This is a genomic window from Streptomyces soli, assembly GCF_003999195.1.
GTDB lineage: Bacteria > Actinomycetota > Actinomycetes > Streptomycetales > Streptomycetaceae > Actinacidiphila > Actinacidiphila soli.
In genome coordinates this window covers 68,505-82,589 of the sequence record NZ_RJVR01000240.1, presented here as the reverse complement: position 1 = coordinate 82,589, position 14,085 = coordinate 68,505, and the positions used below count along the sequence as shown (strand labels likewise).

15 protein-coding genes and 1 pseudogene are annotated in these 14,085 nt (G+C 71.6%); 9 read left to right on the top strand and 7 right to left on the bottom strand.

The genetic code is table 11. The features are described 5' to 3' along the window. A pseudogene (locus EFK10_RS24340) lies at positions 1-593 on the bottom strand (bifunctional adenosylcobinamide kinase/adenosylcobinamide-phosphate guanylyltransferase); the annotation flags it as partial. A 71-nt stretch (positions 594-664) separates the two neighbouring features. On the opposite strand from EFK10_RS24340, the gene EFK10_RS24335 reads away from it, so the two are divergent. Next, positions 665-874, top strand: a complete 210-nt coding sequence (locus EFK10_RS24335) for a hypothetical protein (RefSeq protein ID WP_127357758.1) — start codon at positions 665-667, stop codon at positions 872-874. Between the two features lie 103 nt (positions 875-977). Here the strand turns inward: EFK10_RS24335 and EFK10_RS24330 are convergent, their stop codons facing one another. From EFK10_RS24330 to EFK10_RS24320, 3 genes are all read right to left on the bottom strand, one after another. Further along, positions 978-2,048, bottom strand: coding sequence for a S1C family serine protease (locus EFK10_RS24330; RefSeq protein ID WP_407647125.1), 1,071 nt, complete (start codon positions 2,046-2,048; stop codon positions 978-980). A 91-nt stretch (positions 2,049-2,139) separates the two neighbouring features. Continuing rightward, positions 2,140-2,865: a methyltransferase domain-containing protein gene (locus tag EFK10_RS24325; protein ID WP_127357757.1), complete on the bottom strand. Its 726-nt coding sequence runs from the start codon at positions 2,863-2,865 to the stop codon at positions 2,140-2,142. 74 nt (positions 2,866-2,939) lie between these two features. Continuing rightward, a complete protein-coding gene (locus tag EFK10_RS24320) occupies positions 2,940-3,545 on the bottom strand; it encodes a DUF3043 domain-containing protein (RefSeq protein WP_127357756.1) in 606 nt (201 codons plus the stop codon). Positions 3,546-3,745: 200 nt separating this feature from the next. On the opposite strand from EFK10_RS24320, the gene EFK10_RS24315 reads away from it, so the two are divergent. From EFK10_RS24315 to EFK10_RS24300, 4 genes are all read left to right on the top strand, one after another. Next, positions 3,746-4,519 carry a PspA/IM30 family protein gene (locus EFK10_RS24315; RefSeq protein ID WP_127357755.1) on the top strand — a complete coding sequence of 258 codons (774 nt, stop codon included), beginning with the start codon at positions 3,746-3,748 and terminating at the stop codon, positions 4,517-4,519. Positions 4,520-4,542: 23 nt separating this feature from the next. Beyond that, positions 4,543-4,821: a PspA-associated protein PspAA gene (pspAA, locus tag EFK10_RS24310; protein WP_127357754.1), complete on the top strand. Its 279-nt coding sequence runs from the start codon at positions 4,543-4,545 to the stop codon at positions 4,819-4,821. A gap of 138 nt (positions 4,822-4,959) precedes the next feature. Further along, positions 4,960-6,174 carry a sensor histidine kinase gene (locus tag EFK10_RS24305; protein WP_127357753.1) on the top strand — a complete coding sequence of 405 codons (1,215 nt, stop codon included), beginning with the start codon at positions 4,960-4,962 and terminating at the stop codon, positions 6,172-6,174. After that, complete coding sequence (locus tag EFK10_RS24300) at positions 6,171-6,839, top strand: response regulator (RefSeq protein ID WP_127357752.1); 669 nt, start codon at positions 6,171-6,173, stop codon at positions 6,837-6,839. Before EFK10_RS24305 ends, EFK10_RS24300 begins: the two co-directional genes overlap by 4 nt. Positions 6,840-7,101: 262 nt before the next feature. Here EFK10_RS24300 and EFK10_RS24295 read toward each other — a convergent pair whose 3' ends face one another. After that, a complete protein-coding gene (locus EFK10_RS24295) occupies positions 7,102-8,076 on the bottom strand; it encodes a carbohydrate kinase family protein (protein ID WP_127357751.1) in 975 nt (324 codons plus the stop codon). A 132-nt stretch (positions 8,077-8,208) separates the two neighbouring features. Here EFK10_RS24295 and EFK10_RS24290 point away from each other — a divergent pair, with 132 nt between their 5' ends. Next, positions 8,209-8,412 carry a hypothetical protein gene (locus tag EFK10_RS24290; protein WP_127357750.1) on the top strand — a complete coding sequence of 68 codons (204 nt, stop codon included), beginning with the start codon at positions 8,209-8,211 and terminating at the stop codon, positions 8,410-8,412. 87 nt (positions 8,413-8,499) lie between these two features. After that, complete coding sequence (locus EFK10_RS24285) at positions 8,500-9,729, top strand: hypothetical protein (RefSeq protein WP_127357749.1); 1,230 nt, start codon at positions 8,500-8,502, stop codon at positions 9,727-9,729. Between the two features lie 72 nt (positions 9,730-9,801). Here the strand turns inward: EFK10_RS24285 and EFK10_RS24280 are convergent, their stop codons facing one another. After that, positions 9,802-10,152 carry a HesB/IscA family protein gene (locus EFK10_RS24280; protein WP_127357748.1) on the bottom strand — a complete coding sequence of 117 codons (351 nt, stop codon included), beginning with the start codon at positions 10,150-10,152 and terminating at the stop codon, positions 9,802-9,804. A 249-nt stretch (positions 10,153-10,401) separates the two neighbouring features. Between EFK10_RS24280 and nadA the strand changes: the two genes are divergently transcribed. Further along, complete coding sequence (gene nadA / locus EFK10_RS24275; RefSeq protein ID WP_127357747.1) at positions 10,402-11,574, top strand: quinolinate synthase NadA; 1,173 nt, start codon at positions 10,402-10,404, stop codon at positions 11,572-11,574. 259 nt (positions 11,575-11,833) lie between these two features. After that, entirely contained in the window at positions 11,834-12,703 is an 870-nt protein-coding gene (locus tag EFK10_RS24270; protein WP_127357746.1) for a GNAT family N-acetyltransferase, read from the top strand. 19 nt (positions 12,704-12,722) lie between these two features. Here the strand turns inward: EFK10_RS24270 and EFK10_RS24265 are convergent, their stop codons facing one another. Beyond that, positions 12,723-14,078, bottom strand: coding sequence for a cysteine desulfurase/sulfurtransferase TusA family protein (locus EFK10_RS24265; RefSeq protein ID WP_127357745.1), 1,356 nt, complete (start codon positions 14,076-14,078; stop codon positions 12,723-12,725). Positions 14,079-14,085: the final 7 nt, after the last annotated feature.

The window sequence follows — 14,085 nt, the reverse complement described above, 5'->3', positions numbered from 1 at the left end:
AGCCGCCGCCGCAGCTCGGCCGCGCCCGGCGGCGCCGCGTGGTCGAGGTGGACGGCGAGCACGTCCGTCGTACGCCCGACCGCGCCCGCCGCCCGGAGCCGGGCCAGCGCGTCGGGCCGCCCCATGACATCGAGCAGCACCATGTCGTACGCGTACGGAGCCGAACCCTCCGCCAGCCCCGCGGGCGCGCATCCGGGCGGGAGGTAGAGCAGCCGCTCGCCGCCGGGCCCCTCGACCTCGTAGCCGGCCCCGGGCGCGTCCACCGCCACCGCCGTGATCCGGTGCCCGGACAGCAGCGCCAGCTCCTGCCCGGCCGGCACCCGCGCGGGCGCGGGGAGCCCGGCGGGGATCTCCACGGCGGGCCCGTCGTGCGGGTGCGACAGCAGCACCTGCCGTACGCCCACGAGCGAGTGCCCGGCGCGGGCTGCCGCGAAGGCGAGCCCGGGCGTGAGGTCGAGCAGCAGCGTGCCGTCGACCAGCAGGGCAGTCGCGGCGCGTGCCTGGTCGCCGGTGGCGCAGGCGCAGGTCGCGCAGCGGCAGTCGGGGAGGGGCAGGCCCTCGGGGCCTCCGGTGCCGAGGAGAGTGAGTTCCACGTCACGATCCTCTCTCGTCCGTGCACGCTACGCTGCCGGGCAGGCACCCCGAGGGACTGAGGAGTACGGACATGGCGTGGACGTGGCGGTTCGAGAAGGCCGACGGCACCGAGGTTCAGCCCGCGGTCGAGCCGGAGGAGTTCACCACGCAGGGGGATGCCGAGTCCTGGATCGGTGAGGTCTGGAAGGACCTCGTGCAGGGCGGTACGGACCAGGTCGTGCTCTTCGACGACGGCACGAAGATCTACGGACCCATGAGCCTGCACGGCGACGAGGAGTAGGGCGGGCCGCATAGGCCCTGTCCGGGCGATCATGGCCGGATCGCCCCGACAGGCCCTCGCGGCGTGCGGCCCGGTCACCGGGCCGCACGCCACCCCGGGCCGCTCACAGCTGGCCCAGCGTCACCGTCACCGTCTTCGTGGTTCCGCCCCGGTCGAAGGTCACCGCCGCCTTGTCGCCGGGCGCGTACGTCGCCAGGGCCTCCGACAACGACTCGATCGTCGTGACGGGGGAGTCGCCCACCTTGGTGATGATGTCGCCGACCTGAATGCCGGCCTTGGCCGCCGCCCCGCCCTTGGTGACCGACACCACCGCGACGCCCGCCGCCTCGAAGTCGTCGTTGAGGACGGTCCGGCCGGTGATCCCCAGGGCGGCCCGCCCGGATTCGGTGACCTTCCCGCTCTTGACGATCTGACTCGCGATCTTGGTGACTGTCGAGGCGGGGATGGCGAAGCCGATGCCGGCCGCCGTGGCCTCGCTGAGGCCGGGTTCGGTCGCCGCGAGGGTCGGGATGCCGATCACCTGACTGGCGAGGTTCACCAGCGCGCCGCCGCTGTTGCCGGGGTTGATGGGCGCCGAGGTCTGCACCATGTTGCTGATGGTCGCGCCCGTGCCGCCGCCGGACCCGCTCTCGCTGACCGTACGGCCCAGCGCCGACACGATGCCCTGGGTCACGCTTCCCGACAGCCCGAGCGGGCTGCCCATCGCCAGCGTGATCTGCCCGACCTCGACCTTCGAGGAGTCGCCGAAGGTCGCCGCCCGCAGCCCCTTCGGGGGATTGCTCAACGCGATCACGGCGAGGTCCTGCGCGGGGTAGCTCGAGACGAGGGTCGCGTCGAGGGGCGTGTGGCTGTTGACGAGCGTCACCTTGAAGGACTTGGCGTTACCCACCACGTGGGCGTTGGTGACGATGTGGCCCTTGTCGTCGTAGACGATCCCCGAGCCCAGATCCGACGTCGTCGTGATCTGGACGACCGACGGCAGCACGTTCTTCACGACCCGCTGGTACGCGGCCTGCAGATCGCTCGTCGCCGCCGTATCCGCGCCCGGCGCGGCGGACGCCGACGCGGACGCTGATGACTTGGCGGAGGACCCGGAAGACCCGCTGCACCCGGCCAGCGCGAGCGCCGCACAGATGAGCAGCGCCATGGCCGGCAGGCCCGTGAATTTCCTCATGCCAGAATTGTCGCTTTTGTTGTGCCACCTCGCCCGTCCGGTGCGGCGGACGGGTCAGACCGGGCCGGGCCGGGGTCAGGTCCGGAGGGGGTCAGCTCCGGACCGCGACCAGATGCAGCAGCGCCGCCACCGCCCGGTACGGATCCGTACGCCCCGCCTGCTCCTCGACCGCGAGCAGCCGCTCCCGCTCCGCCGGGTCTTCCGGCGGCGGCACGGAGCGGTCGGCGGAGTCGGTGAAGACGCGGACGCCGTACCAGCCGCCCAGCGGCAGGCCGATGCCGGCCAGGGTCGCCGAGAGGGCCTCCAGCCGGTCGGCGCGCACCGGCAGCCCGAGCCGGTTGGTGTACGCATCCGTGCCGAAGGCGGCCAGCGCGCCGGCCCAGTCGCCGAGCAGGGCGGGCCGCATGGCGAGGGCGTCACCGTTGCGCACCAGCAGCGAGAGCAACCCCTGCGGGGCCAGTACGCGCGCCAGCGCGGCCAGCATGGCGTCGGCCTCGGGGACGTACATCAGCACGCCATGACAGAGGACCACGTCGAAGCTGCCGGGCCCGAAGTGCCGGCCGGTCTCGCGGCCGTCGCCCTCGATGAGGGTGACGCGCTTACGTATGCCCTCGGGCTCGGCGGCGAGCGCCGCCCGGAAGGCGTCCAGCATGGCCTGATCGGATTCCAGGCCCGTCACCAGATGCCCGGCGCGGGCCAGCCGCAGCGCCTGGGTGCCCTGCCCGGGGCCGACGTCGAGGACGCGCAGCCGGCGGCCGACGGGGAAGCGGGCGGTGATCTGCTCGTCGAGCTGGCGGGTGACCAGCTCCTGGCGCACGGTGTTCCGCAGGCTGTCCAGCCCGCTCAGCCAGGCCTCGGCGCCTGCCGCGAATCCGGCGGGGCCGGACGCGCTCAGAGCTTCGTGCCGCGCTTGACCTGCGGCTTCGGCAGCCGCAGCCGCCGCATCTGCAGGGTGCGCATCAGACCGTAGGAGATGTGGCTGCGCAGACTGTTCTCCTGCGGGAACCGCTTGCGCAGCTGGCTGCGCAGCGTGATGGTCGTGAAGACCGAGTCGAACACGATCAGGACGATGACCAGCAGCCACAGCACCAGGCCGAGGTTCTTGATCGCCGCGCTCTGCACGATCGTCATCAGGAGGATGACCACCGCCAGCGGCAGGAAGAACTCGGCGACCCGAAGCCGGGAGTCGATGTAGTCCCGTACGAACTTCCGCACCGGGCCCCGGTCGCGCAGCGGCAGGTAGCGCTCGTCACCCCCGGCCAGCGCCTCGCGCTGCTTCGCCAGCTCGACCCGGCGGGCCTCACGGGCCTGCTTGGTCGCCGCCTTGCGGTCGGACGGCACGGTCGCGGCGGTGCGGCGGCGGGTCTGCGACTCGCTGCGCTTGGGGGTGGGACGACCCTTGGGAGCCTGCGGGTCACGGGACTGCCGCTCGTCCTCGAGCACCGTGGTGGTCGAGGCCTTGGCGGCCTGCTCATCTTGGGAACGACGTCGGAACACACCCCCAGGTTACGTGGTCCCCGACCCGTCCCCCAGCCTCCCGGTCATCCCTGGGCCTGAGGACACCGAACTGTGATCGTCCTGCAGGATGAGCGCATCCGCCCCGGAACAGTGGGGTAATGGAACCAGGCCCCGTACTGTGGGGTCTGTAGAGGTGTGCTGGCGAGCTGAATCCGGTGAGAAGGGGGCGCGCGAGGCCCATGAGCGGTGTCATGAAGCGGATGGGAATGATCTTCCGCGCGAAGGCCAACAAGGCCCTGGACCGGGCCGAGGATCCGCGCGAGACCCTGGACTACTCGTACCAGAAGCAGCTGGAGCTGCTGCAGAAGGTACGCCGGGGCGTCGCGGACGTGGCCACGTCGCGTAAGCGTCTTGAGCTGCAGCTGGGCCAGCTGCAGCAGCAGTCGACGAAGTACGAGGACCAGGGCCGCAAGGCGCTCGCCCTCGGGCGTGAGGACCTGGCCCGTGAGGCGCTGTCGCGCAAGGCGGCCCTGCAGCAGCAGGTCACCGACCTGGAGACGCAGCACCAGACACTGCAGGGCGAGGAGGAGAAGCTCACCCTCGCGGCCCAACGGCTGCAGGCCAAGGTCGACGCCTTCCGTACGAAGAAGGAGACCATCAAGGCCACCTACAGCGCGGCCAAGGCGCAGACCCAGATCGGAGAGGCCTTCTCCGGCATCTCCGAGGAGATGGGCGACGTCGGCATGGCCATCCAGCGTGCCGAGGACAAGACCGAGCAGCTGCGCGCCCGGGCCGGTGCCCTGGACGAGCTGCTGGCCTCCGGAGCCCTCGACGACGCGAGCGGACTGGCCAAGGACGACATCCAGTCCGAGCTGGACCGGCTCTCCGGTGGTAGTGATGTGGAGCTGGAGCTGCAGCGGATGAAGGCCGAACTGGCGGGCGGCACTCCGCAGCAGGCGATCGAGAGCGGCCAGCAGGAGACCAAGGACCAGCCCCGGTTCGACAAGCAGTAGTACCGGCACCCGAGGAGGGCGTCATGATCGTACGGATCATGGGGGAGGGGCAGGTGAAGGTGGACGACACGCACCTCACCGAACTGAACAGGCTCGACGACGATCTGCTCGTCGAGTTGGAGAAGGGCGACGAGGCGGGCTTCCGCGGCACGCTGCACGCCCTGCTCGACGCCGTGCGTAAGCTCGGGGAGCCGCTGCCGGACGACTCCCTCGAGCCGTCCGGGTTGATCCTGCCCAACCCGGACGCCACCCTTGAGGAGGTCCGGGCCATGCTCCGCGACGACGGACTGATCCCGGGCTGATCCTGGCTCGAACCGGGCCGGTCACCGGCCCGACGGCGCGCCTGACTGTGCCCCGGATCCGGAATCCCCGGATCCGGGGCACAGCCGTCTTCCCGCGACCCGTACCGTTGCTGGTTGTACTGCCGGCGCTGTCGCGAGGTGACCTCAGTGAACCCCCTTGCCCGACCGACCAGACGGCTGCGGGCCCACCCCCTGGCGCTCGACGTGGTCCTGGCCGCCGCCGTGCTGGGCGTGATCCTCGGCAGCCTGTACATCGGGCCGGACAAGGCGAGGTACGACGCGTCGGTCTCCGGCGCGGCCCTCGGCGTCCTCGGCAGCGCGGCGCTGGCGCTGCGCCGCCGGTACCCGCTCGGCGTCCTGGCCTTCACCTGCGCGGTCACCGTCGCGTACGTCGCCACGGAGGGCGGCCGGGAGAGCGGCCCCGTGGTGGTCAGCGCGGTCGTGGCGCTCTACTCGGCCGCCGCGTACACCGACCGGCCCACGACCTGGCGGGCCGGCGTCCTCACCTGCGTCGGGCTCACCGCCGTCGTGATGCTGGTCGGCAGGCGGCCCTGGTACTCCCCGGAGAACCTCGCCCTGCTGGCCTGGACCGGCATGGCGGCGGCGGCCGGCGACGCGAAGCGCACCCGCCGGGCCTACATCGTCGCGATCGAGGAGCGGGCCGAGCGGGCGGAACGCACCCGCGAGCAGGAGGCCAAGCGCCGCGTCACCGAGGAACGCATGCGGATCGCCCGCGAGCTGCACGACGTGGTGGCCCATCACATCGCCCTGGTCAACGTCCAGGCGGGGGTCGCGGCACACGTCATGGACACCCGTCCGGACCAGGCCAAGCAGGCCCTCGCACACGTCCGCGAGGCCAGCCGGTCGGCCCTGGACGAGCTGCGCGCCACGGTCGGCCTGCTGCGCCAGTCCGGCGACCCCGAGGCGCCCATGGAGCCCGCCCCGGGCCTCGGCGTGCTGGACCAGCTCGTCGACGGCTTCCGCCGCGCGGGCCTCCCCGTCGAGGTCGCCGTCGCCGAACCCGCGCCGCCGTTGCCCGCCAGCGTCGACCTCACCGCGTACCGGGTGATCCAGGAGTCGCTGACCAACGCCCACAAGCACGCCGGCGCGGGTGCCCGCGTCGAGGTGCGGGTCACCCGTGCCCCCGACGCTCTGGAGGTCACCGTCCAGGACGACGGCGGAACGTCCCCCGCCGAGACCGCCGAAACCGGTCAACACGCGGGTGGCCACGGCCTCATGGGCATGCGCGAACGCACCGCCGCCCTCGGCGGCACCTGCGACGCCGGCCGCTGCCCCGACGGCGGCTTCCGCGTCCACGCTCGGCTTCCGCTCACCGTGGGGGAGAAGGCATGACCATTAGGGTGCTGCTCGCCGACGACCAGGCCCTGCTGCGCGGTGCCTTCCGGGTCCTCGTCGAGTCCGAGCCGGACATGGAGGTCGTCGGGGAGGCCTCGGACGGCGCCGAGGCGGTGGCGCTGGCCCGCTCGGCCCGCGCCGACGTCGTCCTGATGGACATCCGCATGCCCGGCACCGACGGCCTGACCGCGACCAGGGCGATCACCGCCGACGAGGACCTGGCCGGCGTCGCGGTCCTTGTCCTGACCACCTTCGAGGCCGACGAGTACGTGGTCCAGGCGCTGCGCGCCGGCGCCTCCGGCTTCCTCGGCAAGGGCGCCGAGCCGCGCGAACTCCTCGACGCCATACGGATCGTGGCGGCCGGCGACGCACTCCTGTCACCGACCGCCACCCGAAGCCTCATCGACCGCTTCCTGGCCCTGCCCGGCGCCCCCGCCCGCCCAGTGCCCGAGCTGGCCGCCCTCACCGCCCGGGAGCGCGAGGTGCTGGTTCAGGTCGCCGCCGGGCTGCCCAACGACGAGATCGCCGACCGCCTCGGCGTCAGCCCGCTCACCGTCAAGACCCACGTCAACCGCACCATGGCCAAGCTCGGCGCCCGCGACCGAGCCCAACTCGTGGTCGCGGCGTACGAATCCGGCCTGGTGCGGCCCAGCGCCCGCTAGGCCGTGTCTGACAAATAGCGCCGGCCGCCCGGAGGGCGGGCCGCGCGGCGTCTGGTGGGTGTGATCGCAAGGCAGTGGGGGCACTCTCCCCCAGACTCCGTCCGGGGGGACCCCCACCAGCCTTCAGCCGGGGGGTCGCCCTCGTAGTGGGCTACTCGGGTGACTCCGGCAACGCAGCGAGCGCGCGTGCCTGGGGGAGGACCCCCACCAGCCGCCAGGCTGGGGGAGCGCCGCGGGGCAGGCGGGATGTGTCAGAGAGGGTCTAGACCAGGTGCTCCCGCACATCGTCGGCGGCCGCGTGGCCGTACGCCTTGGTGAAGCGGTCCATGAAGCGCGCCCGGCGCAGTGTGTACTCCTGGGTGCCCAGGGTCTCGATGACCAGGGTGGCCAGCATGCATCCGACCTGCGCGGCCCGCTCCAGGCCGACGCCCCATGCCAGCCCGGACAGGAAGCCCGCGCGGAAGGCGTCGCCGACGCCGGTGGGGTCGACCTTGGCGTCCTCCTCCGGGCAGCCGACCACGATCGTTTCCTCGCCGGTCCGCTCGATCCGCACGCCCCGGGAGCCGAGCGTGGTGACGCGGTGCCCGACCTTGCCGAGGATCTCCTCGTCCTTCCAGCCGGTCTTGGACTCGATGAGCCCCTTCTCGTACTCGTTGGAGAAGAGGTAGGCCGCGCCGTCCAGCAGTATCCGGATGTCGTCGCCGCTCATCCGGGCGATCTGCTGGGAGAAGTCCGCCGCGAAGGGGATGCCGCGCGAACGGCACTCCTCGGTGTGGCGGAGCATCGCCTCGGGGTCGTCGGCGCCGATGAGGACCAGGTCGAGGCCGCCGACGCGGTTGGCGACGGCCGTGAGCTCGATCTGCCGGGCCTCGCTCATGGCGCCGGTGTAGAAGGAGCCGATCTGGTTGTGGTCGGTGTCGGTGGTGCAGACGAAGCGGGCGGTGTGCAGCACCTCGGAGATCCGCACGGACCCGGTGTCCACGCCGTGCCGGTCCAGCCAGGCGCGGTACTCGTCGAAGTCGGAGCCGGCCGCGCCGACCAGGATCGGCCGGGTGCCGAGCTGGCCCATGCCGAAGCAGATGTTGGCGCCGACGCCACCGCGCCGTACGTCCAGATTGTCGACGAGGAAGGAGAGCGAGACCGTGTGCAGCTGGTCGGCGACCAGCTGGTCGGCGAAGCGGCCGGGGAAGGTCATCAGGTGGTCGGTGGCGATGGAGCCGGTGACAGCGATACGCACGACAGGGACGCTCCTGCGGAGGGCGATACGGACCTGTCAACGCTACCGGGTGCCACCGGCCTGCGCCGACACGGCGAAACTACCCGATAGTAGGGCTTTATCCCGTACCCCGGGATGCCTACTGTCAGGACTATGACCACACCGCTTCCCACCAATCCCCCCGCGGAACCCGAATCACTCGCACAGCTGATCGGCGACTGCCACAAGATGGCCCCCCACTGGGAAACCAAGGTCGGCGAGAAGACGGCGGCCGTCGCCCCGTCGAGACTGCACGGCATCACCGTCCCGCCGGCGTCCGCGCACGTCGTCGACGGCATGGCCGAGTACGGGGACTGAACCCCCCGGGCCCCTGGAACCACCGCAGGCGCGGCTCCGTCCAACCGGCGTACGTCAAGGACGGTACGGAGCCGAAGGAGTCGAGCGGTGGAAGAGCGTGCGCAGGACGGCCGTAAGTACAGGTCCCCGCTGCTGATCGCGGGCGTCGCCACGGCGGTCCTGCTGGCCGGTGGCGGTGGCGCTTACTGGGCGACGACCTCTGGCGGCGGCGGCAAGAGCTCGCATGCCTCGCCTGGCGGCACCCCCTCCGCGACCTCGCTGCCCACCGGCCCCGGCTCGGCGGCGGTCCAGCACCCCGGCACGGTGTCCCGCGCCACCGTCGAGGAACTGGCCAAGGCGCTCGGCGTGCCCGGCACCGTCACTTCCGACGCGGGGTTCTGGAAGGCCGGCGGCGGCGCGGGCCCCACCCTCCAGGTGCTCAAGGCCGCCCCCGGCACGTGGTCGTACGCGCGCTACGGCACCGGCGCCCACAGCACGTCCGGCGCGGCCGTCGCCGAGCAGAAGGCCCTGGACAAGGCGGCACCCCTGCTCGCCGCTCTCGGCCTCAGGGGCGCGAAGACCGACGCGAGCCAGACCGCCAACGGGCTCCGCACGGTCAGCGCCGACCCGGTCGTCGCCGGCCTTCCCACGTACGGCTGGAGCACCAGCCTGAAGATCGCCCCCGACGGCCGGCTGACCAGCGCCAACGGCCCGCTGTCGCCGCTCACCAAGGGTGAGGTCCAGCCGGTCATGAGCGCCGAAAAGGCCCTCAAGAACCTGGAAGCCGCCCGTGGCGGCGGCGAGGACCACGGCATCGGCGAATGCCCGACCGTCGTCCCCAAGGAGTCCACGGCCCCCGGCGACGACCCCAAGCTGCCGACCGTGATGCCCTGCGTTCCGACCAAAACCCAGCCCCTGAACGTACGCCAGACGGTCTTCGGGCTCTCCTCGCAGTACGTGGCCGGCCGACAGGCCCTCGTACCGTCCTGGCTGTTCGAGGTGACCCAGGCCGGCGTGAAGGGCTCCACGACGCTGGCGCAACCCGCGGTGGACACCACGCAGGCGACGCCGAGCAGCCTGGTCGACATCACGTCGTACGCGGTGGACGGCAAGAGCCTGAAGCTGAGCTTCTGGGGCGGCGTCTGCAGCACCTACACGGCGTCCGCCGACGAGTCGGGTCAGACGGTGAAGGCTCACGTCACGCAGCAGCGCGAGGATTCGAAGCGGCCCTGCGTCGCGCTCGCCAAGGCCTTCACGAAGACCGTGCCGCTCGGCAGGCCACTGGGCGCCCGGAAGGTCGTCGACGCCTTCGACGGCAAGGCGGTCCCGAAGAAGTGACATCACACACAAGTGGCGGCACCCGATCGGGTGCCGCCACTTGTGTGTACGTGTTGCTGGGTGCTCAGAAGCTCAGTGGAACGAGTCGCCGCAGGCGCACGAGCCCGTGGCGTTCGGGTTGTCGATCGTGAAGCCCTGCTTCTCGATCGTGTCCACGAAGTCGATGGAGGCACCACCGAGGTAGGGCGCGCTCATGCGGTCGGTGACGACCTTCACTCCGCTGAAGTCCTTCACGACGTCGCCGTCGAGCGAGCGCTCGTCGAAGAACAGCTGGTATCGCAGGCCGGAGCAGCCGCCGGGCTGGACGGCGACACGCAGCGCGAGGTCCTCGCGGCCTTCCTGGTCCAGCAGGGCCTTGACCTTGGCTGCCGCCGAGTCGGACAGAAGGATGCCGTCCGTGCTGGTCTCGTCCTGAACCGTCATCTGCTTATCTCCCGGGTTGTACGGACTGCTACCACCGACGATCAACCGGTGGTGCCCCGGATTCATTCCGGGTCCGGTACGTCTTTCTTCGATCCATGCTCGCACACCCGGCCCGGTACAGGAATGTGTCACATTGACGCGAGGGCCATCGGCAGGCTGACGCGAACGGGTTATGATGTATAGCGTCAAATAGACGATAAAGGTTTGAGCCGCCGAAAACCACGACCCGCAGAGAAAGGGCTCCGGCCCGTGACCACCACCGAACCGCTGGACGTTCAGCCCACCCCGCTCGCCCTGCTCCTGCTGGGCCGCGAGGCCGACCCGCGCAGCGAACGCGGCGTGGACTGTCCCGGTGATCTGCCCGCAGCGTCCGACCCGGACCTGGTCGAACGTGCCCGCGCCGCCAAGGCCAAGCTCGGGGAGAAGGTCTTCATCCTCGGCCACCACTACCAACGTGACGAGGTTATCGAGTTCGCCGATGTCACCGGCGACTCCTTCAAGCTCGCCCGCGACGCCGCCGTCCGCCCCGAGGCCGAGTACATCGTCTTCTGCGGTGTCCACTTCATGGCGGAATCCGCGGACATCCTCACCTCCGAGGCCCAGGCCGTCATCCTCCCCGACCTCGCCGCCGGTTGCTCCATGGCCGACATGGCCACCGCCGAGCAGGTCGCCGAGTGCTGGGACGTCCTGACCGACGCCGGCATCGCGGACGTCACCGTCCCCGTCTCGTACATGAACTCCTCCGCCGACATCAAGGCCTTCACCGGCCGGCACGGCGGCACGATCTGCACCTCCAGCAACGCCAAGCGCGCCCTCGAATGGGCCTTCGGCGAGGGCGAGAAGGTCCTCTTCCTCCCCGACCAGCACCTCGGCCGCAACACCGCCGTACGCGACATGGGCTTCTCGCTCGACGACTGCGTCATCTACAACCCGCACAAGCCCGGCGGCGGCGTGACGGTTGATCAGCTGCGCGCCGCCAAGATGATCCTCTGGCGCGGCCACTGCTCGGTCCACGGCCGCTTCTCCCTGGACTCGGTCGAGGACGTACGCGCCCGCATACCCGGCGTCAACGTCCTCGTTCACCCCGAGTGCAAGCACGAGGTCGTCTCGGCCGCCGACCAGGTCGGCTCCACCGAATACATCGTTAAGGCCCTCGACGCCGCCTCCACCGGATCCGCCTGGGCCATCGGCACCGAACTCAACCTCGTCCGCCGCCTCGCCAAGGCCCATCCGGACAAGCAGATCGTCTTCCTCGACAAGACGGTCTGCTTCTGCTCCACCATGAACCGCATCGACCTCCCCCACCTCGTCTGGACCCTGGAATCCCTCGCCGACGGCAACGTCGTCAACCGCATCCAGGTCGACAAGGACACCGAGCACTACGCAAAGCTCGCCCTGGAACAGATGCTTGCGCTGCCGTAGGCAGCGAGTGACCCGGCGGCCGGGGTTGACGGGGCCGGGCACTTCGTGAAAGGTCGCGTTGGAGCGGATGCTGGGGCTTCCGTAATGTGGCGCCGTGCGCTGGGTTTCTTGATGCCGCCCTCGCGGGCGCTTCGCTTGCTTCGGGACGGCTGTGCCGGCCTCCGGCCGTCGTGCCGGGGTGTCGGCGGGCCGTAGGGGGCCGGGCACTTCGCGAAAGGTCGCGTTGGAGCGGATGCCGGGGCTTCCGTAATGTGGCGCCGTGCTTCTGCGGCCTCTACGTGATGACGAGGAGGATGCCGAGGCGGTGCGGGTTGTTTCCGCTGCCGCATTCGGCTCCTCGCGGGTGTTCGCGGTGCCGGATGACCCCGGGCGGGCCGCACGGCATCGGGAGCGGAACCGGCACCTCGCGCGTACCGACCCGGGGGGATGCTGGCTGGCCGTGGACGAGGTGTCCGGGATGCCGGTGGGGGCGGCGCTGTCGCTTCGGCGGGAGGGGACGTGGGGGCTGTCGACCTTCGTCGTACTCCCCGAGGCCCAGGGGCGAGGGGTGGGCCGCGAACTCCTGGCCGCCGCGATGCTCTACGGCCGCGGTTGCCTGCGCGGCATCATCTGCGGCTCCCGCGACCCGCGTGCCGCCGCCACCTACCGCCGGGCCGGCTTCGCCCTCCACCCCGCCATGCGGCTCACCGGCCCCGTCGACAAGGCCCGTCTCCCGGCGCCCGATGGTGCCGTCCACGAGGGCTCCGCCAAACACCGTGACCTCATGGACTCCGTCGCCCGCCGCACCCGTGGCGGCGCCCACGGCCCCGACCACGACCAACTCCTCCGCGACTGCGCCCTCCTCGTCGTCGACGACCTCGCCGGCAGCGGCTACTGCTACCTCCGCCCCGACGGCCGCGTCGAACTCCTCGCCGCTACATCGCGCCGCCTGGCCACCCGACTTCTGACCGCGGCCCTTCTGACCCTTCCGGACGGCACCCCGGCGTACGTCTCCGGCCTCACCGCCGACCAGCAATGGGCCCTCGACGTCGGCCTGACGGCCGGCCTCGACATCGCCAACGCCGGCTACATCTGCCTGCGCGGCATGCGGCCGCCCGCGCCGTACGTGCCGTCGGGCGAGTTCCTGTAACCCCCCGTCTAACCCCCGGTCAGCCGACGCGGCGGACCCAGTACGCGACGCCCCGGGGCGCGTCGTGCTCGCCCAGGTACTCCTGGTCGCGCATGTCGCACCACGCCGGGATGTCGAGGCGGGCAGCCTCGTCGTCGGAGAGCACCGACACGATGGAGCCGACCGGGACGTCGCCGATGACCTTCGCGAGTTCGATCACCGGAATCGGGCACCGCTTGCCCAGCGAATCGACGACGAGCGCGGGCTGGTCGGGGTTGGCCTGCGCCGGGGACGAAGCCGAAGGCGCAGGCGCGCCGAGCCGCTCGCGCACCGTGGCCACGACCTTCGGCAGGACCGTCAGGAAGCGGTCCACCTCCGCCGACTCCACCCCGCGCGGCAGCGACACGCGGACGTTGCCCTCGGACAGGACGCCCATCGCGCGCAGCACATGGCTCGGCACGAGCGTGCTGGACGTACAGGACGAGCCGGAGGAGACGGCAAAGCCGACCCGGTCCAGCTCGTGGAGCAGGGCCTCGCCGTCCACGTAGAGACAGGAGAAGGTGATGAGGTGCGGGAGGCGCAGTTCGGGGTGGCCGACGACCTCCACATCGGGCACAAGCCGCGGCACCTGGGCGCGGATCCGCTCGACCAGCCCCGAGAGCCGGTCGGCCTCGCCGGAGGACGCGGCCTCCGCCCGTACGGCCCGCAGGGAGGCCGCCGCCGCGACGATCGCGGGGAGGTTCTCATCCACCGGGCCCTGCGGGACGAAGCGCGTGCCCTTCCGCACCGCCAGCAGTCCCACGCCCGGCGGCCCACCCCACTTGTGGGCGCTTGCCGCCAGCAGGGACCAGCCGCCCTCGACCGGGCCCCAGCCCAGCGACTGGGCGGCGTCGACCAGCAGCGGCACCCCGGCTGCCCGGCACAGTTCGGCGACTTGGGCCACCGGCTGGAGCGTGCCGACCTCGTGGTTGGCGGACTGCAGGCAGGCGAGCGCGGTGTCCTCCCGGAGCGCGGACGCGAAGGCCTCCGCGTCGACCAGACCCGTACGGTCCACGCCGACCTCGGTCACCTCGCCATCCTCCACCGCATGCAGCACGGAGGAGTGCTCGACAGCCGACACGACGGCGTGACGACCCGTCCGCCGCCGCCCGGCCAGGGCGCCGGCCACACCCGATTGCACCGCCCGCGTGCCCGAAGGAGTGAAAACCAGCTCGTCGGGACGACAGCCGACGGCCTCCGCAGCCGCCTCCCGCGCGGCGTCCAGCAGCAGCCGGGCCCGCCGTCCGTCGCGGTAGAGCCGCCCGGGGTCGGCCCAGCCCTCGTCGAGCGCGGCGAGCAGTGCCTGCCGGGCCACGGGGTGTAGCGGAGCGGCGGAGGCGGCATCGAAGTAGGACACATCGGAA